Origin of the sequence: Tepidamorphus sp. 3E244 (genome assembly GCF_046159835.1) — a bacterium.
GTDB lineage: Bacteria > Pseudomonadota > Alphaproteobacteria > Rhizobiales > Tepidamorphaceae > JACKJK01.
Window position 1 is genome coordinate 286,592 of sequence record NZ_JBJXCY010000002.1, and the last position, 17,212, is coordinate 303,803.

The 17,212-nt window shown below is 64.3% G+C and carries 14 protein-coding genes; 4 read left to right on the forward strand and 10 right to left on the reverse strand.

All coding sequences use genetic code 11. From position 1 onward, the window contains the following. Positions 1 to 147 precede the first annotated feature (147 nt). Positions 148 to 903 (reverse strand): SDR family oxidoreductase, encoded by a 756-nt coding sequence (locus tag ACKTEK_RS10215; protein ID WP_409165185.1) that lies wholly within the window; start codon positions 901 to 903, stop codon positions 148 to 150. Positions 904 to 1,022: 119 nt separating this feature from the next. On the opposite strand from ACKTEK_RS10215, the gene ACKTEK_RS10220 reads away from it, so the two are divergent. After that, complete coding sequence (locus ACKTEK_RS10220; RefSeq protein WP_409165186.1) at positions 1,023 to 1,496, forward strand: DUF411 domain-containing protein; 474 nt, start codon at positions 1,023 to 1,025, stop codon at positions 1,494 to 1,496. 82 nt (positions 1,497 to 1,578) lie between these two features. On the opposite strand, the gene bcsS is transcribed toward ACKTEK_RS10220, so the two are convergent. The 3 genes from bcsS to ACKTEK_RS10235 form a co-directional block, all read right to left on the reverse strand. Continuing rightward, on the reverse strand, positions 1,579 to 2,331 hold the full coding sequence (gene bcsS / locus ACKTEK_RS10225) for a cellulose biosynthesis protein BcsS (protein ID WP_409165187.1): 753 nt from the start codon (positions 2,329 to 2,331) through the stop codon (positions 1,579 to 1,581). A 94-nt stretch (positions 2,332 to 2,425) separates the two neighbouring features. Next, positions 2,426 to 4,585, reverse strand: coding sequence for a glycosyltransferase (locus ACKTEK_RS10230; protein ID WP_409165188.1), 2,160 nt, complete (start codon positions 4,583 to 4,585; stop codon positions 2,426 to 2,428). Between the two features lie 221 nt (positions 4,586 to 4,806). Then, complete coding sequence (locus ACKTEK_RS10235; RefSeq protein ID WP_409165189.1) at positions 4,807 to 5,922, reverse strand: ATP-dependent RecD-like DNA helicase; 1,116 nt, start codon at positions 5,920 to 5,922, stop codon at positions 4,807 to 4,809. Between the two features lie 129 nt (positions 5,923 to 6,051). On the opposite strand from ACKTEK_RS10235, the gene ACKTEK_RS10240 reads away from it, so the two are divergent. Next, positions 6,052 to 6,483, forward strand: a complete 432-nt coding sequence (locus ACKTEK_RS10240; RefSeq protein WP_409165190.1) for a hypothetical protein — start codon at positions 6,052 to 6,054, stop codon at positions 6,481 to 6,483. Beyond that, positions 6,480 to 7,415 (forward strand): cation diffusion facilitator family transporter, encoded by a 936-nt coding sequence (locus ACKTEK_RS10245; protein ID WP_409165191.1) that lies wholly within the window; start codon positions 6,480 to 6,482, stop codon positions 7,413 to 7,415. The genes ACKTEK_RS10240 and ACKTEK_RS10245 overlap by 4 nt, the downstream gene beginning before the upstream one ends. A gap of 13 nt (positions 7,416 to 7,428) precedes the next feature. Here ACKTEK_RS10245 and ACKTEK_RS10250 read toward each other — a convergent pair whose 3' ends face one another. The 6 genes from ACKTEK_RS10250 to ACKTEK_RS10275 all read right to left on the reverse strand — a co-directional run bounded on the left by ACKTEK_RS10250 (position 7,429) and on the right by ACKTEK_RS10275 (position 13,142). Then, on the reverse strand, positions 7,429 to 8,022 hold the full coding sequence (locus ACKTEK_RS10250) for a LysE family translocator (protein WP_409165192.1): 594 nt from the start codon (positions 8,020 to 8,022) through the stop codon (positions 7,429 to 7,431). A 110-nt stretch (positions 8,023 to 8,132) separates the two neighbouring features. After that, positions 8,133 to 9,080, reverse strand: coding sequence for an aminotransferase class IV (locus ACKTEK_RS10255; RefSeq protein WP_409165193.1), 948 nt, complete (start codon positions 9,078 to 9,080; stop codon positions 8,133 to 8,135). Further along, on the reverse strand, positions 9,077 to 9,640 hold the full coding sequence (gene ilvN, locus ACKTEK_RS10260) for an acetolactate synthase small subunit (RefSeq protein ID WP_409165194.1): 564 nt from the start codon (positions 9,638 to 9,640) through the stop codon (positions 9,077 to 9,079). The genes ACKTEK_RS10255 and ilvN overlap by 4 nt, the downstream gene beginning before the upstream one ends. Before the next feature lie 61 nt (positions 9,641 to 9,701). Next, positions 9,702 to 10,352 carry a glutathione S-transferase family protein gene (locus ACKTEK_RS10265; RefSeq protein ID WP_409165195.1) on the reverse strand — a complete coding sequence of 217 codons (651 nt, stop codon included), beginning with the start codon at positions 10,350 to 10,352 and terminating at the stop codon, positions 9,702 to 9,704. Beyond that, positions 10,349 to 11,365: a DMT family transporter gene (locus tag ACKTEK_RS10270; RefSeq protein WP_409165196.1), complete on the reverse strand. Its 1,017-nt coding sequence runs from the start codon at positions 11,363 to 11,365 to the stop codon at positions 10,349 to 10,351. Before ACKTEK_RS10270 ends, ACKTEK_RS10265 begins: the two co-directional genes overlap by 4 nt. A gap of 10 nt (positions 11,366 to 11,375) precedes the next feature. After that, positions 11,376 to 13,142, reverse strand: coding sequence for an acetolactate synthase 3 large subunit (locus tag ACKTEK_RS10275; protein ID WP_409165197.1), 1,767 nt, complete (start codon positions 13,140 to 13,142; stop codon positions 11,376 to 11,378). Positions 13,143 to 13,536: 394 nt separating this feature from the next. On the opposite strand from ACKTEK_RS10275, the gene ACKTEK_RS10280 reads away from it, so the two are divergent. After that, the gene (locus tag ACKTEK_RS10280) at positions 13,537 to 17,193 is read left to right on the forward strand and encodes a TIR domain-containing protein (RefSeq protein WP_409165198.1); all 3,657 of its coding nucleotides are present in this window, start codon (positions 13,537 to 13,539) and stop codon (positions 17,191 to 17,193) included. The last annotated feature ends 19 nt before the right edge of the window (positions 17,194 to 17,212 follow it).

Consider the following 17,212-nt stretch of genomic DNA (forward strand, 5'->3'; position numbering starts at 1 on the left):
TTCACGATATTTTGGAAGAATGAGCGTCAGCGAGCGTAGATAAGAGCTAGCCTTGTCGTTCGGCCGAAAATGTCGATGCCGCGTGTATCGGGTCAAACTGTGTTTAAATCAAGACCCCTTCTGCATTGGCGTTAAAATTGTCTCGCCCTAACGCCCGCCTCCGACGTCCAGAAGGGCGCCGTTCACATAGGAACTCTTGTCTCCCATGAGCCAGACGATTGTTTCGGCAACCTCCTCCGCCGTACCGGGTCGCTTCATGGGAACACCGCCGGCGAGATCATGCGCACGGTTCGGCGCACCGCCTGTGGCGTGGATTTCTGTCTCGATCAGGCCGGGCCGAACCGCGTTGACGCGAATCCCGTCACCCCCGACCTCTTTCGAAAGCCCGAGCGTCAGCGTGTCGATGGCACCCTTGGTGGCAGCATAATCTACATACTCCCCCGCCCCGCCGATGGCCGACGCACGAGACGACACGTTGACGATCGCACCACCCTGCCCGCCGCGCGATTTCGACATGGCGCGAACCGCCTCGCGCGCGCAGATCAGCGCGCCGGTGACGTTCACCGCAACCAGCCGCGCGATGCGCGCGGTGTCCATTTCGGCCAAAGGCATCCGCATGTCGAGGATGCCGGCATTGTTCACGAAAGCCGTCACCGGCCCCATGTCGCCCGCCTCGGCAAACAGGTTCAGCACGTCGCCTTCCTTCGAGACGTCACCCTGCACGGCGAGCGCGCGGCGCCCGGCGGCTTCAACCTCGGCGCACACGCGCGCGGCCGCCTCGGCATTTCCGGCGTAGTTGACGCACACATCCCAGCCGTCGCGCGCGGCCAACCGCGCACAGGCAGCCCCGATGCCGCGTGATGCCCCGGTGATGACTGCGACGCCCTTCGACTGGTCCGGCATGGATCGCGCTCCCTGTCTGCCCAAGTGTCGCACAGGATGCCCCGGCTATTGACGTGCGGCAATCGTGTGACAGCTATCAGGATCCAGATTGCACTCCGCACAGTTGGGAGACGCCACACATGACCATGACCCGCCGTACCCTCGTGACCGGCCTTGCCGTCACCGCACTTGCCAGCACCGTGCCCTTCCGGTTCGTCGCAGCCCAGTCGACGCCGGTCGTGACGGTTGAAAAATCCGCGACCTGCGGCTGCTGCATCGCCTGGATCGAGCACCTGGAAGAGAACGGCTTCACGGTCGAGGCGAAGAACGTCAGCAGCGGCGCCCTGACCCAGAGCAAGATGGCCGCCGGTCTGAAGCCGGAGCACTTCTCCTGCCACACGGCGAAGGTCGACGGCTATGTCGTGGAAGGGCATGTGCCCGCCGCCGACATCCGCAAGCTGCTGGCCGAAAGGCCCGACGCCGCCGGCCTGAGCGTGCCGGAAATGCCGATCGGCTCGCCGGGCATGGATTTCGGCGACGACCGCGAACCCTACGACGTCCTGCTCATCGCGCGCGACGGTTCAGCCAGCGTCTTCAGCAGCTACAACAGGTAGCGCGCGGTCCGCACTGTTTCGGACAAGCAAAAGGCCCGGCTGAAGCAGCCGGGCCTTTGATTTTTCGGACCTGTTTCAGGCGTCAGTAGGCGTAGCTGAAGCCGAGGCTGCCATAGACGCCGTCGCCACCCTGGGTGCCGGACACATCGGCATACCCGACCGCGCCGGTCACCGAGAAGGCATCCATCGAATAGCGCGCGAAGACGCCGACCCGCTGGGAGTCATATTCGTCATTGCCGGCAAGGCTGACTTCCGGACCCACCGTGAACTGCTGCATGTTCCAGCCAAGACGAGCCTGCGTCCAGTAGGTGTCGTTCGCCGTCGAGTAGTTGCCCGACAGGTTGTAGTAGAACGGCGCGCCGTACGTGGATTCCAGTTCGGCCTGCACCTTGAAGCCCGCCTCGGACCCGGCAGTCGAATTCGACGGGTCGTTCGGGCTGTGGTCGTGGTCCTGCACGTTGAGACCGGCATACAGGCTGAACCGGCCCGGCTGCAGGTGCCACTGGTAGCCCAGCATGATGTCGCCTTCGATGTGATCGCCATCGACCTCGCCACCGACAACGCCGGGATTGTCATACTCGTAGGAGCCGCCGCCGATCATGCCGCGCACCAGCCAGGTGTCCTGCGACAGGTCGGCCATCGGCGCCCAGACGAAACCGCCATAGCCGTAGAACGAGCGCTCGCGCGCATCGACACCGCCGAACAGCACGATCTTCGGGCCGGTGCTCGGCATGATGCCGCCATCATAGCCCGCGTTGTAGTCCGCAGCGTACGCGCTCTGCGCCGCGCCAAGCAGCACACCGGCCACCATCAAACCAATCAGGGATTTCCGCATGAATGCCTCCACGAATCCGTTGAGGTGAGCATACGCCCTTGGCTGGCGGCAGATAGTGCAGGTTTACAACAGCGATTCTAATTACACCGCTGCGTCAGTTACTTGAGGTGACAGGGTAAATATTTCCGTAAACGACGCTCAGCGCACGCGCATCTGCGATCGCTGACCCATCAACCGGTTTGCCGATCACGATGTCGCTCTCTCCGGCCTTCGAACGGATGCGAAGCGTGCCGGGCTTCGGCGCGGACGGGCCGAATGCGACGAGCGCGGGCAAGGTGTTCCCGGCCACTTCGAGCGTCCCGAGATAGCCGGCCTGCCACCCATGATCCGTCTCGATGAGGACGGGCTCCATTGGCTCCTCATCGCGCCGGCGCAACCGGCCGCGCACGACGAGGTCGAAGGCCACGTCGTAGGGCGAGCGATTGCATTCCCGCCGCCGCCCCACGAACCGGTGCCAGCGCGATCCGCGCAAGGCGAGGTCAAGCCGGTCGCGGTCAGCCGGCGTCGTCCACTCGAACCGGACGGTCGCCGCGTCGGCGTCGACCTTCTCGAAGATCCCGCTGACCCCCAGCGGGCCTCCCGGCAGGTGCAGCGCCAGCGACAGCCGCGTGCCGATGGCCGGCGTCTCGGTGCCGGGCAGCCCTGCGAGACAGGCCGCATTGGCCGAGACCCATCGCGTCTCGCACAATGCATCGCCAGATGTGACCGGTAGGGCGACCGGGTGCCGGTAGCTGTTCTCGTGAACCTTGGAGACCCGGCGCACGTTCGATGCGACCTTCACCACCATGTACATGTTGAAGCAGGCAACGCCCCCCGCAAAGGCAAACAGCCAGGGCGGCAATTCCCCCCCATCGACGCCGTCCACATATCGGAACAGGCCGACGCCGACGGCAAAGGCGCTGATGGCGAAAACCACCGCTTGCGGCGTGAGCAGCAGCCAGTCGCCGCCGCCGTGCAACAGCTTGGATGATACGTCGAACTTGAGGTTGCGCCGAAACAGCCCGCGCAGGGCCAGCAGCCCGGAACCGAGCTGCGCCATGAGGAAGTGCTCGGAGGTGAGCAAGTTGCCGTAGCCTCGCCCGATCTCGTCATGAACGATGAGCGATGAGATCAATAACGGCAGGAAGAAAGCCGCGAAGACGCGCGGGTCGGATATGATCGGCGCGACCCCGGACAGAAGCAGCGCCGGCGGCGCGCCATACATGCAGAGCTTGGCAACCGCCCCGACATAGGGCCACGCCAGCGACAGGTAACTCATCTGCTGGCCGAAGCTCAGCGAACGGCTGAACGGCAATCCTTCTGCCCGGCAGACCTGCAGGTTGCCCTGCCCCCAGCGCAATCTTTGGCGAAGAAACTCGCGGTAGCGAACGGGCGCGATGCCGAAGGCCAGCGGTTCACGGTGGAACACACCCGGATGGCCCTTCTTCTGCATCCGCACCGCGCAGTGCATGTCCTCGGTGACCGTCTCTTCCGGGAAGCCGCCCACGTCATCCAGCGCGGCGCGGCGCAGCACCGCCGAGCAGCCGCAGAAGGCCGCTGCATCGACTGCGTTGCGGCCCGGCTGACCGACATAGTGAAACTGCGACTGGTCGTGCAGGATGAACGGCGAGAACTTGTCGCGCGTGTACTGGAAGGCGTCCGGATTCGAATAGTCCTGCGGCGTCTGGACGAAACCCAGCCGCGTATCGTCGAAATACCCCAGCAGCCGGTCGAGGAAATCGGCCTGCGGCACGTGGTCGGCATCCAGCACCGCGATGAAATCACCTGTCGCGTGCTTCAGCGCGTTGTTGAGGTTGCCGGCCTTGGCACCGGTGTTGTGCTCGCGTGCCAGGTATTTCGCACCGAACTCCGCGGCCAGCGCCGCCATTTCCGCGCGGTTGCCGTCGTCCAGCAGCCAGGCCTGGTGCGGGTAGCGCATGGCGCGCACACCGTTCAGCGTCGAGCGTACCACGTCCAGCGGCTCGTTGTAGGTCGTGACGAACACGTCGACCTTCAGCCCCGGCGGGGCGGGCTTCCAGGCCGGTATCGGACATTTCAGCCCGATATAGTTGAACAGGACGCCGATGGTGAACCCGATGAACTCGGAGATGTAGAACGCCGTCGAATAGATCGGTGCATCCGGGTTGAAGACCGTCAGCCGCCAGGCGAAATAGGCCGACGCGCAGGCAAGGAAGATCGCGAAGAGCAAGTGCCGAAGCCGCTCACGCGAGGGGTGGTCATGCGCGTCCGGATCGAATGCAATTGCCTGCGGCAACCATGCAAGCCGCCGACGAGCCGACGGGGCTTGCGCGTCTGCGCGCTCCCTCGCCGCCCAAGTGCGCGCTTGCGTCGAATGGTCTATCAAGGATCGCTCCCGCTCGGCCGGTTGGCCGCGAATGTGCCGGAAGGTGAAGTGCGTCGGCGCGCCGCGCAAGCCGGTCCGTCACGGTTGGCGCACGAGTGTGGCTTTGCAACGACAGCGAATGCCTGCGCGCCTTAACGTACGATTGTCACCCGGTCGGCGGCGCGGGTAATCGCCGTGTAGAGCCAGCGGTCGGGATGGTCCTTGAACGCGAAGCTCTCGTCGAAGACCACCACGTCGCTCCACTGCGAACCCTGCGCCTTGTGCACCGTCAGCGCGTAGCCGAAATCGAACGCATCGTGGCGGCGCTGCAGCTGCCACGGAATGTCCGCATCCGGTTCGAGGAAGGCCTGCTTCAGCACCTTGATCTTGACCATGTCCTTGTCGAGCCCGTCATCGTCGGACTGCACGATCATCGTCTGCGCCGGCTTGGTCGTGCGCGGCGCACTGGACACGGTCCACAGCGAGCCGTTGAGCAGGCCCTTCTTCGGGTCGTTTCTCAGACAGACCAGCCTGTCGCCCGCGCACGGCAGCGGATCGTCGAAGCCTGCGATCTCGCGCAGCCGGCGATTGTAGCGGTGGCGGGTCCGGTTGGTGCCGACGAGCACCTGGTCGGCCTCCGGCACGCGGCCTTCTGGAATGTCGCCTCGCCGCACGACCATGCTTTCACCGTACGTACCATAGTCGAGCCGCTCGCCTTCGCGCACCTGCCGGGCCAGTTCAACGATCGGGTTGTCGCGCGCCTGCCGGTGGATTTCCGTTAGCATCACGTCGGGCGGATGGTCGGTGAAGAACCCGCCGCCGGAGACCGGCGGCAACTGCCCCGGATCGCCCAGCACCAGAACCGGCGTCCCGAAGGACAGCAGGTCGCGCCCCAGTTCTTCGTCCACCATCGAGCACTCGTCGATGATGACGAGCGACGCATCCGACAGCGGCGACGTGCGGTTGATGGAAAAGGTCGGGGAAACCGTGCCGGTTTCCTCCTGCACTTCCTCCCCGCGCGGACGGTAGATCAGCGAATGGATGGTGCGCGCGTTCGATGCGCCGCGCGAACGAAGCACTTGCGCCGCCTTGCCGGTGAAGGCGGCAAACAGCACGTTGCCGCCGATCTCCTCGGCGATGGTGCGGGCCAGCGTCGTCTTGCCGGTGCCCGCATAGCCGAACAGCCGGAAAATCTGCTGCCGGTTGCGCTCCTTCAGCCAGTCCGCGACGGACTTCAGCGCGTTTGCCTGTTGATCTGTGAGTGCCATGCGAGACTGTTTACAGATTCGCACGCGCCATGCAGACGAAAACGGCGCATTGCCGCCCTGCTGGAACCGGAGTACCGACAATTCGTTGTCGGCGCATCTGCCGTGCATACCCGTTAGAAGTTGCCCGCCATGCCCATCGCCCGATTGCTCGTGATCCTCCCTTTCCTGCTCGCCTTGGGCGCTTGCGACATGCCGCGCGATCCCGAAGGCACGCTGGACAAGGTGCGCGGCAAGGAACTGATCGTCGGCGTGATGAATGTCAGCGGACTGGATGACCGGGAAACAGCGGCCATCGAGCGCGTGGCACAGCGGCTCGAAGCCGAGGCCGTCCTGCAACCCGGCGAACCGCACAAGCTCGTCGCCGACCTCAACACCGGCCACGTGCACCTGCTGGCCGGCGGCATCCCGAAAAACACCCCGTTCAAATCCGAGACCGGCCTCACCGCCCCGGTTTCCTCAACCGTCATCGAGGGCGAACGCGTCGAGACTGTCTTCGCGGTCCGCAAGGGCGAGAACGGCTTCCTGGCCGCTGTCGAGCGCGCGCTGCGGAGCCAGCCATGACGCAACGGATCTACCCCCAGCTTCCGGAGGACAAGCGCGAGGAGATGCGCCGCGCCGTGCGGCTCGAATGGTGGACGCTCTTCTGGCTCGCGACGATCGTGGCGCTCATGTATTTCGTCATGGGGTCCAGCCAGGCAATGAAGTCGGCCTGGATCGAGGACCTGCTTAGCTTCCTTCCGCCGATCCTGTTCATCCTCACCACGAAAATCGAAAACCGGCCGCCCTCGCGCAAATACCCCTACGGCTTCCACCGCTTCGGGTCACTCGCCTTCTTCGCCGCCGCCTGCGCGCTGCTGGCGATGGGTGCCTTCCTGCTCTACGAGGCGGTGAAGACGCTCATCACCCAGGAACACCCGACCATCGGCACGGTCGAAATCTTCGGCGAAAACATCTGGCTCGGCTGGCTGATGATGGGCGCGCTCGCCTATTCCTGCATCCCGCCGGTCATCCTCGGGCGCATGAAGAAGAAGCCCGCGCACCAGCTCGCCGACAAGATCCTCATCACCGATGCCGACATGAACGCCGCCGACTGGCAGACAGGCGCCGCCGGCATTCTCGGCATTGCCGGCATCGCCCTCGGGTGGTGGTGGGCCGATGCCGCGGCCGCCGGGCTGATCTCGTTCTCCATCCTGTGGGACGGACTGACCAACTGCCGCATCGCGTTTGCCGAACTGATGGACGGCGCGCCGCGCAAGCTGACGAGCGCGGACATTCATCCGGCCGTCCCGGCGATCTCTGAAAACCTCAAGGCACGCTATCCCGGTTCGGAAATCCGCGCTCGGGAGACGGGCCGCTACATTCGCGCCGTCGTCACCGGGAATCTGCTCGACGAATTGCCCATGAAGGAACGCGAGGCGCTGGCCAGCAAGGACGATGCGTGGCGGCTCGTTGAAGTGTCGCGAACACTTGCGGAGCGCCCGACCGACGAGTGACCCGCAGGCTGTCCTAGCGCACGATCAGCAGGATGGACGCAACCAGCAGCAGCGCCATGCCGATATTGAACCATTTCAGCCGGACGGGATCGGACAGGAACCCGCGCAGCGTGGTGCCGACGCTGGTCCACAGCGTCACCGAGAACACCGTCGCGATGGAAAAGACGGCGACGATGATGGCAACCGATAGCATTGGGGCGTCCGGCTGGGTGTAGAACGCCATGGCGGAAATTGCCATCGTCCAGCCCTTCGGGTTGACCCACTGGAATAGCGCGGCCTCCAGCGTCGTCATCGGGTGGCCTTTCGTGCCGGCATCCGACATTCCGCGCGACGTGGCGATGCGCCAGGCGAGATAGAGCAGGTATACAGCGCCGAGCACCTTCAGCGCCGTGTGCAGGATCGGGAAGGCCTTGAACAGCACGCCAAGCCCGATACCCACCGCCGCGATCAGGACCACGAATCCGACGAATATGCCGATCATGTGCGGCACCGTGCGCATGAACCCGAAGTTCACGCCCGAGGCGAGCAGCATGATGTTGTTGGGGCCGGGCGTTCCTGCCGCCGCAGCCGCGAACAGAACGAGCGCGAGCAGCACATCTCCCGGCATCGGTTCCCTCCCACGGGTTTTATGGCAGGGATACTGACCTGTTAGGTTTCAAAGCTAAAACGAATTCTGCGAATGGCTGTCAGCGACTGAGCGAATGGCAGGCAGCGCTGTCAGGCCAAGTCCAGTTGGCCGCGCGACACGTCAGCAACCGGCACCGACCAGCCGTCGCCGCGCGTGTGCGCGGCCCAGTAGGCCTCGATCAGCCGATTGGTGATTGCGCCGGGCTTACCCGTCGCCACCGTATGCGCGCCAATGCTCGTCACCGGCATCACACCGCCTGCCGTCGAAGTCGCGAAGACTTCGTCGGCGTCGTGCAGCTCGGCCAGCGACACCGGGCGTTCGCTGATCGGCACCTGCAATTCTTCCAGCAGCAGCATGGAAGCCTGTCGTGTGATCCCGTGCAGCACGCCGCGCTGGGGCGTCGAGACCTTGCCGTCCTTGACCACGAAGATGTTGAAGCCCGGCCCCTCGGTGACATTGCCCTGCCCATCGCTCAGCAGGCAGGTGCGCGCGCCCTGCTCATAGGCGTCGAACATGCCCATCACGAGGTCGAGCCAGTGATAGTTCTTCACGGTCGGGTCGACGGATTCCGGCTGGATGCGCGGGATTTCCGACACCGCGATGGCCAGCCCCTTCTCGCGTTCCTCGGGCTTGAGAATCCAGCCGAACGGAATGGCAAACGCGATGAAGCGGTTGATGGCGTCGCGCGGGTCGCGGCTGAACGTGGGCGACACGCCGCGCGTGACGATCATCTCCACATAGGCATCCTCGAATCCGGTGCGCTCGACCAACTGCGCGAGGATCTCTGCGATCTGCGCGCGGCCGTATGGCAGGTTCATCCGCAGCTTTTCAGCCGACGCCATGAAACGGTCGAGATGGGAATCGAGCCGGAAGAACCGGCCCTTCCAGACATGCACGACGTCGTAGGTCGCGTCCGAGCGCAGGAAGCCCCAGTCGAGGACGGAAATCTTCGCGTCCGCGATTTCGGCGAACCGGCCGTCGATGAACGCGGCGCCGGGCGGGTAGGCTTCAGTCGGGGACGTGACCTGCTCGCTCACATGCCCTCCGCGCCGCGATTGAGCGCGGCAACACCGGTGCGGCAGACCTCGACGAGACCGAGAGGCTGCAGGATCTCGATGAACTGCTCGATCTTGCTGCCGCGCCCGGTGATTTCGAACACGAAATGCCCGGTGGTCGCGTCGATGACGGTTGCCTTGAAGGCATCGGCCAGGCGAAGCGCCTCCAGCCGGGCCTCGCCCTTGCCCGTCACCTTCACCAGCGCCAGCTCACGCTCCAGCGGCTTGTCCTGATTGTTTTGCTGGGCAATCTCCGTCAGGTCGATCACCCGGTGAACCGGAACGAGACGCTCGAGCTGCGATTTGATCTGAACGATCACACCCGCCAGCGCCGTGGTGACGATGGTGATGCGGGAGACGTGCCGCTCGTGGCTGACTTCCGACACTGTGAGGGAGTCGATGTTGTAGCCGCGCGCGGAGAACAGGCCGATTACGCGCGCCAGTACGCCCGGTTCGTTGTCCACGAGAACCGAAAGCGTGTGCGTGACGAGCGGCTCCTCGCGCTCTTCGATGAAATAGGCGGATGCGGGCTGGGCGTTCATGTCTGCGTTCACTTCAAGGTTTCAGCCGGTGCGCGTGCCGCCCCGGCGGGTTCAGATCGGATCAGTCGACTTCGCTGTTGGGGTTCGTCCACGGCTCGTTCTTGGACGCCTCTTCCCACTCCAGGAAGGCCGGGTGGTTCAGCACGGCATCCATGTAGGCCTTGCTCTCGTCCGACACAGGCAGCGAGAAGGAGCGGAAGCGCGTCACCACCGGGGCATACATGCAGTCGGCCCCGGAGAACGCGCCGAACAGGAACGGTCCGCCCTCGCCGAAGCGCTGGCGGCAATCGCGCCACATCTCGTCGATGCGGATGACGTCCTTGATGACGGCGTCATCGCGTTCCTTCGGCGGGTTGATGCGGCGAATGTTCATCGGGCACTGCTTGCGCAGGTGGAAAAAGCCCGAATGCATCTCTGCGGAAACCGAGCGCGCAATGGCGCGCGCCTTCGGATCTTCCGGCCACAGCGGCACCTTGGCGCGTTCCGCCGCCCACTCGATGATGGCAAGCGAGTCCCAGATCGTCATGCCGTCCGGGTCCACCAGCACCGGCACGAGCCCGGCCCTCGAGGCTTGCAGAAGCTGATCTCTGGTATCGGGCTGGTTGAGCACGATCAGCTTTTCCTCGAACGGGATTTCCGCAGCCTTGAGCGCAAGCCAGGGCCGCAGCGACCACGAGGAATAATTCTTGTTTCCGATAACCAGCGTCGTCATGCGTCTTCCCTTGTTTGCAGCGCAGCACGCGGGGCGGACGATACCGGCTCTTGGCCCCGCGCGGTAGGGGGTCGGCGCTGGCCGCGCCGGGCCAGCGCGATGCCGGCGAGAATGAGCGACAGCGCCAGAATTGCATTGATGCCGGGGCGCTCGCCGAGGAACGTCGCGCCCCACACCACGCCGAAGACCGGCACCAGGAAGTTGATCTGGCTGAAGAAGGTCGCACCGGCACTGGTGATGAGCCGGAACATGATGAGCGTGGCAAGCCCGGTGTGCACTGCGCCGAGCAGGATCACGGTCGCGATATCGAACCACGTGGCGTTGCCCAGCACCGGTTCGCTTGCGCCGGAAAATTCGGTCACCCACGCCAGCGGCCACATCATCAGCGTCGCGGCAAACATCAGGCTGGCTGCAACCGCCATGCGCGGCTCACCCGTCAGCCTCTTGGAGATGATCGCGTTGACCGCGTAGCACAGCGCGCCGCAGGCAACCGAAAGCTGCGCGATGACCTGCGAGCCGAGTTGCACCAGCTTGTGCGGGCCGATCAGGATTGCAATCCCCGCAAAGCCGAGGATGACGGCGAGAACCTTCAATCGGTTGAGCTTCTCGTCGTGGGTGAAGAAATGCGCCAGCAGCAGCGTAAACAGCGGCATCGTGCCCATGAGGATCGCCGCGAGACCGGCGTCGATCTCCTGCTGGCCCCAAGCAATCAGAGTGAACGGCAGCGCATTGCCGAACAGGCCGGCGAGCGCCACCAGCCCGATCATGCGCCAGCCTTTCGTCAGCGCGCGCCCGCCGGCGATTGCGAACGGCAGGATGATGAGCGTCGCCACAGAGACACGGATCGCGGTCATGGTCGCCGGCGGCACCACGTCCACCGACATCTTGATGAACAGGAAGGACGAGCCCCAGATGGCGGCGAGCACCAGCAGCAGGACGTAGTCCACCCCGCCCGGCGTGCCGGTCGGCACTGATGCGCCGACCGCAGCCTTTACTCCGCCAAAGCCCCGCATGGCCGCGCCCTCAGACCAGCGCCTTGCCGCTTCCCTGGATGGCCTTCTCGATCTCCTCGTCCGGCACGTCGTCGCCCAGCAGCATCTCGTTGTGCGCCTTGCCCGACGGGATCATCGGGAAGCAGTTGGCGAGCGGCGAGACGACGCAATCGAAGATGACCGGCCCGTCGGTCTCGATCATCTGCTTGATGGCGTCATCCAGTTCCTGCGGCTTCTCGGCACGGATGCCGGTCGCGCCGTAGGCTTCCGCCAGCTTCACGAAGTCCGGCAGCGCCTCGGTGTAGCTCTCCGAGTAGCGGTTGCCGTGCAGCAGCTGCTGCCACTGGCGCACCATGCCCATGTACTGGTTGTTGAGGATGAAAACCTTGACCGGCAGGCGGTACTGAACCGCCGTCGACAGCTCCTGGATGTTCATCTGGATCGAGGCATCTCCGGCGATGTCGATGACCAGCGCATCGGGATGCGCCATCTGCGCGCCGATCGCCGCCGGGAACCCGTAGCCCATCGTGCCCAGCCCGCCGGACGTCATCCAGCGGTTCGGCTCCTCGAAGTGGAAGTACTGCGCAGCCCACATCTGGTGCTGGCCGACCTCGGTCGAGATGTAGGTGTTGCGATCCTTGCAGGCTTCATACAGTCGCTCGATCGCGAACTGCGGCATGATGACGGAATCCGACTTGCGATAGCTGAGCGACTTCTTCGCGCGCCAGCCGTCGATCTCGTCCCACCAACTCTTGAGCGCAGCCGAATCCGGCTTCGTCTTGGAGGCGCGCACCAGCCGGACCATGTCGTCGAGCACACTGCCGCAATCGCCGAGGATCGGCAAGTCGACCTTGACGTTCTTGTTCAGCGAGGACGGATCGATATCGACGTGGATCTTGCGCGAACCCGGCGAGAAGGCGTCCAGCCGCCCGGTGATGCGATCATCGAAGCGCGCCCCAATATTGATCATCAGGTCGCAGTCGTGCATCGCCATGTTGGCTTCGTAGGTGCCGTGCATGCCGAGCATCCCGAGCCACTGCGGATCGGCAGCGGGAAACGCGCCCAGCCCCATCAGCGTGGAGGTGATCGGGAAGCCCGTCAGCTTCACCAGTTCGCGCAACGCGCGGGAAGCTTCAGGCCCCGAATTGATAACGCCGCCGCCGGTGTAGAAGACCGGCTTCTTCGCCGCCATCATCAGCTCGACGGCCGCCTGCACCTTGCCCTCGTCGCCCTTGGTCTTGGGCTGGTAGGTCTGGTGGACGATGTTTTCCGGGCCGACATAATCGCCGGTGGCGAACTGGACGTCCTTCGGGATGTCGACGACGACCGGTCCGGGACGGCCCGTGGTCGCAACCACGAATGCCTCGTGCAGGACGCGCGGCAGATCCTCGATGCGCTTCACAAGGTAGTTGTGCTTCGTGCAAGAGCGCGTGATGCCGACCGTGTCGCATTCCTGGAACGCGTCCGATCCGATCAGGTGCGTGGGGACCTGCCCCGTGATGCAGACCATCGGGATGGAATCCATCAGCGCATCGGTGAGGCCGGTCACCGCGTTCGTCGCGCCGGGGCCGGAGGTGACGAGAACGACGCCGGGCTTGCCGGTGGAGCGAGCATAGCCTTCCGCGGAGTGGGTCGCGCCCTGCTCGTGGCGAACGAGCACGTGCTTCACCTTCTCCTGCATGAAAAGCTCGTCATAGATCGGCAGTACGGCGCCGCCCGGATATCCGAAAACGTGTTCGACACCCTGGTCTGCCAGTGCCCTGACAACCATTTCCGCGCCCGTCATCTGCTCGGCCATCGTTCCAACTCCTCATGGCGGCCCTGCCGCCTCGTCTTGCCCCGGGATCCGGGATTGGTTCATTCCAGTTTGCCGCCGGGTGCTCAACCGGTTTCGGCAATAAAAAAGGCCCCGGTGGGGGCCTGAAACGCGCGCTGCCTTATCGTGGTGACCGTCAGGCCACCCCGGCAACGCGCAAGCGTACAAGAATTTCGGTGCGATAGATCGACATGATCCGTTCGAATTCCATTCAAGAGTCACAGCCCCGCACGAAGCGGAGCGAGCGGGACGGTAGCCCCGCTTCGTGAAGCGGTCAAGCCGCTTGGCATACCACGGCCCCGCGCAAGCTATGGCCAAGCCCGGGGCGCGGCGCTAGCCTGCCCTTGCGGCAACCATATGGGTAAACGCTGATGACATGACCGCAGCTGTCAAAACCGGCAAGGAAAGCGCCACCACTCGCGCCCGCGTCTTCATATCTTATTCACGCAAGGACCAGACCGTCGCCGAGCGGTTGCTGCACGCGCTCGAAGCAGACGGGTTCGATGCGTTTCTCGACCTGCATGACATCAAGCCCGGCGAACCATGGCGCGACCGCCTTGGCGCACTTATCGCCTCGGCCGAGAAGGTCATTTTCCTCATCAGCCCGCATTCCGTCGTGTCTGAGGTCTGCGAGTGGGAGGTTTCCCACGCAGAAGATCTCGGCAAGAGCATTCTGCCGGTGGTGGCCCGCAAGACCGACCATGATCTGATCCCCGCAAGGCTCAGGCGGCTCAACTTCATCGACTACAAGACCAGGGCCGCACGCGCCGCAGCCCATGCCGACATTTGCGAAGCGCTCGATACCGACCTCGCATGGGAACGGGAGAAATCGCGGATCAGTGACCTTGCCGGCAACTGGGACAAGGCGGGCCGCCCCACTCGCCTGCTCATGTTTGCCGATGATGCGATCCGTGCGGCGGAAAGCTGGCGTGACCGTCACCCGGACACCTCGCCGCCGCCAACCGAACTGCAGCTGGACTTCATCACCCGCAGTCGCGCGCGTCAGGTACGCCGCCAGCGGCTGACCATCGCGGTCACGCTGGTTGTCGCCGCGGTCACATCCGTTCTAGCGATCTACGCCTTCAACCAGAGCCGGGTTGCCCGGAGCGAGCGGCAGGTTGCCGAACAGCAGCGAAGCCTAGCCGAGGAGAACGCGCGCGAAGCCGAACGCCAGAGCGACTTGGCAACGGCAGAAGCCGAGCGCGCCGAGCAACAGCGTGATGCCGCGCTCCTCACACAGTCACGTTTCCTTGCGCGCGCCAGCAGGGAGGCCCTTGCAGCGGGCGACTACGGAAACGCAGTGGCGCTTGCGCGGGCTGCCTTGCCCGAAGACCCGGACAATCCGAACCGCCCGATAGCCGATGCCGCCCTGAGCGCGCTGGAGAACGCCGTGTCCGCCGACCGTCGCGAACTCCGCGTCCAACGTGGACAAGTGCTGAAGTTCACCGGGTTCACGCTTGTCGGCCCCCGCGAGGCGACCGCAGCCTCAACCAGCTCTGACGGGCCGGAAATCTATCTCTGGGGCCTCGTTGATCTGAAGCTTGCGGCGACGCTGACAGGTCACGACGAAGCGATCAAAGGCTTGAGATACTCCGCGGACGGCGAACATTTGCTGTCATGGAGCGACGACGCCACGCTGCGGCTTTGGAATGCGCGTACCGGCAGCGAAGAGCAGGTCCTGCGCGGACACGATGGGCCGGTGTCACGGGCAGTTTTTCTGGAAGGAGAAATCCTGTCATTCGGCGCTGATGGAACGGCTCGGCGGTGGCGCGCGTCCGATGGCCGTTTGCTGGCCACGATGGAGGGCCACGCCGAGTCGGTTTCCCTTGCGTGGTCGGATCATGGGGCCGGGCATTTTGCGAGTTGGACCGAACTTGGCGACATACGGATATGGAATGCCGCCACCGCCACGCCGGGTCAGCCCATTGAAACCGCGCAGCGCCCGCTCCAGCGGGTCCATTTCGACGCAAGTGGTGAACGTCTTCTGACGGTCAGCGGAAAGGCCGACGGCGAAGAAAGCGCCGCCCCGCCAGCAGCTGTCCTGCGTGATGCCAGCAGCGGCGAGCCCTTGGTTCGCATTGAAGCCGGTACGCAGAACGAGACCTTCGTTGTCATCGTATCTGAGCAGGCAGACCGCGTCCTGACCATCACCGGTTCCCGCGCAACTGTTCGCAGCATGCATTCCGGCTCCGTCGTCGCCCAATTGCGCGGCAATGTCGGCGACATGTCCTCGGCAGCGTTCAGCCCCGACGGCGAGCGGATTCTCACCTGGAGCCAAGGTGGCAACCTGCATCTTTGGGAGGCAGCAAGCGGACGGCTGATTGCAGAGATGCCCGGCCATGCCGAGGATGTCTCCGCGTCCTCCGGCCTGTTCAGCATTGGCACACTGGGCGCCACGTTCAGTCCCGAAGGCGATCTGCTGCTCACGTGGGGAGTGGATCGCCTTGCTCGCCTGCGGGATGGCCGAACCGGTCAACTCCTCGCAACCCTTCGCGGACACAAAGGCAAGATCACCTACGCACGTTTTCATGAAGGCGGCACCGCCATACTGACCGCCAGCGGATACCGGCTTCTGGACAAGATCTGGCATGGAGACGGTCACGGTCTCGATGACAGCATCCGTCTGTGGCGCACTACTGACGGGTCGCCTGTCGCCACACTAGGCGGGAATGAAACCACGCTCATGTTCGGTGAAGTCCTGGAGAAGTCGCGAAGGCTTTGGACGCTCGACTGGAACGGTACCGCGCGACTTTGGGACATCGGCGTCGATTCCAGTTCCCCCCGAGTTTCCCTGTCGTCCACTGGAGCCCCAGTCGCCATGGCGGAATTCGCGGCGAATGGTCGAGCCCTTGTCACCGCCTCCGGCAAGCTCTTCACCAGTGGGCTTGGCAATGTTGTGGGCGACCTTTCGGACATCCGCGTCTGGCCGATCGAGGCGGAAGGCTCCTCTGTCAGGACGCTGGAAGGCTCGTTTGACGGATACAGTGCGGCACCGGCTGCCGCACTCGCCGGCACCTGGTCAGCCAACGCGGGCCTGCGCGTTCATCGCTTGCTGGAGCACGACGGCCTGCAAAGCGAAACACTGTCACAGCGCGCGCCGCACGTGGATGGCATGGCGCTGAGTGCCGACGGCAAACGGCTCGCCGCGTGGGCGGGTTCTGCTCGCGTCCAAGTCATTGAAACGGGTGCGCAGGGTTCTTCGATCTTGCTCGACAATGAAGGAACAGCAGTGACCGGCGCCACCTTCTCACCGGATGCCGGCCGGCTCGTGACATGGAGCGCCACGGAGATGATCGGCCCATTCGCCGGCCCGAATTCAAATGTCGCCCACGTCTGGGACACCCGGACCGGTCGAGAGATTTTGCAGTTGACCGGTCACGAGGGGCAGGTCGCAGGGGCCGTGTTCACCGACGAAGGCAATCGTGTCGTGACGTGGAGCGGTGGCATCTTCACCAGCGACGGAACGGTCCGAATCTGGGATGCAGCCGATGGCACCTTGCTGCGAACCCTGAGCGATGATCCTCCCGACGATCTCCTGTCGGCGAGTGTCAATCACGTCACCGGCGATATCGCCGCCCTGGCCATCGGCGCGGGCGTTGTCGTCTGGCGTGCGGACGGTGAAATCCTGTCGGGAAACAACCTCGACATTCCGCAGATCATTCATCACAGCGAAAGTGTCGTCCCCCCGTCCTACAGCACCGACGGTCGCTACTTGCTCGTCATCGACGGGAATGGTGATGCCGTCCTGCGCGAAACCGAGACCTATGCGCCTGTTCGGGTTCTTCGGCACTCGGGAAAACCGTTCATCGGAGCACGCTTCAGCCCAGACGGACGCTGGGTGGCAACCTGGGCCCACGAGGCCAAGGTCAAGCTCTGGGCGATCCGTGCAGAAAACGTGCACTTGTCGGGCCAATCGGCAATCGTCACCGCCGACCGCATCATCGCCGAACTCGATCCGCTAACGCGCCTCGAGCGATGCGCGTACTTCCTCGAAACCGAGGAAGCCTGCGCGCAGCCCCGAAGCGAACAGTAAGACGTTTCGGCGAAAGGCG

What these genes read in the sequence shown, in the direction of transcription:
- ACKTEK_RS10235 (WP_409165189.1), bottom strand. Translation starts at nt 5,922, where the DNA reads ATGGCACTCACAGATCAACAGGCAAACGCGCTGAAGTCCGTCGCGGAC.
- ACKTEK_RS10270 (WP_409165196.1), bottom strand. Translation starts at nt 11,365, where the DNA reads ATGCGGGGCTTTGGCGGAGTAAAGGCTGCGGTCGGCGCATCAGTGCCG.
- ACKTEK_RS10240 (WP_409165190.1), top strand. Translation starts at nt 6,052, where the DNA reads ATGCCCATCGCCCGATTGCTCGTGATCCTCCCTTTCCTGCTCGCCTTG.
- bcsS (WP_409165187.1), bottom strand. Translation starts at nt 2,331, where the DNA reads ATGCGGAAATCCCTGATTGGTTTGATGGTGGCCGGTGTGCTGCTTGGC.
- ACKTEK_RS10275 (WP_409165197.1), bottom strand. Translation starts at nt 13,142, where the DNA reads ATGGCCGAGCAGATGACGGGCGCGGAAATGGTTGTCAGGGCACTGGCA.
- ilvN (WP_409165194.1), bottom strand. Translation starts at nt 9,640, where the DNA reads ATGAACGCCCAGCCCGCATCCGCCTATTTCATCGAAGAGCGCGAGGAG.
- ACKTEK_RS10280 (WP_409165198.1), top strand. Translation starts at nt 13,537, where the DNA reads ATGACCGCAGCTGTCAAAACCGGCAAGGAAAGCGCCACCACTCGCGCC.
- ACKTEK_RS10265 (WP_409165195.1), bottom strand. Translation starts at nt 10,352, where the DNA reads ATGACGACGCTGGTTATCGGAAACAAGAATTATTCCTCGTGGTCGCTG.
- ACKTEK_RS10250 (WP_409165192.1), bottom strand. Translation starts at nt 8,022, where the DNA reads ATGCCGGGAGATGTGCTGCTCGCGCTCGTTCTGTTCGCGGCTGCGGCG.
- ACKTEK_RS10215 (WP_409165185.1), bottom strand. Translation starts at nt 903, where the DNA reads ATGCCGGACCAGTCGAAGGGCGTCGCAGTCATCACCGGGGCATCACGC.
- ACKTEK_RS10220 (WP_409165186.1), top strand. Translation starts at nt 1,023, where the DNA reads ATGACCATGACCCGCCGTACCCTCGTGACCGGCCTTGCCGTCACCGCA.
- ACKTEK_RS10245 (WP_409165191.1), top strand. Translation starts at nt 6,480, where the DNA reads ATGACGCAACGGATCTACCCCCAGCTTCCGGAGGACAAGCGCGAGGAG.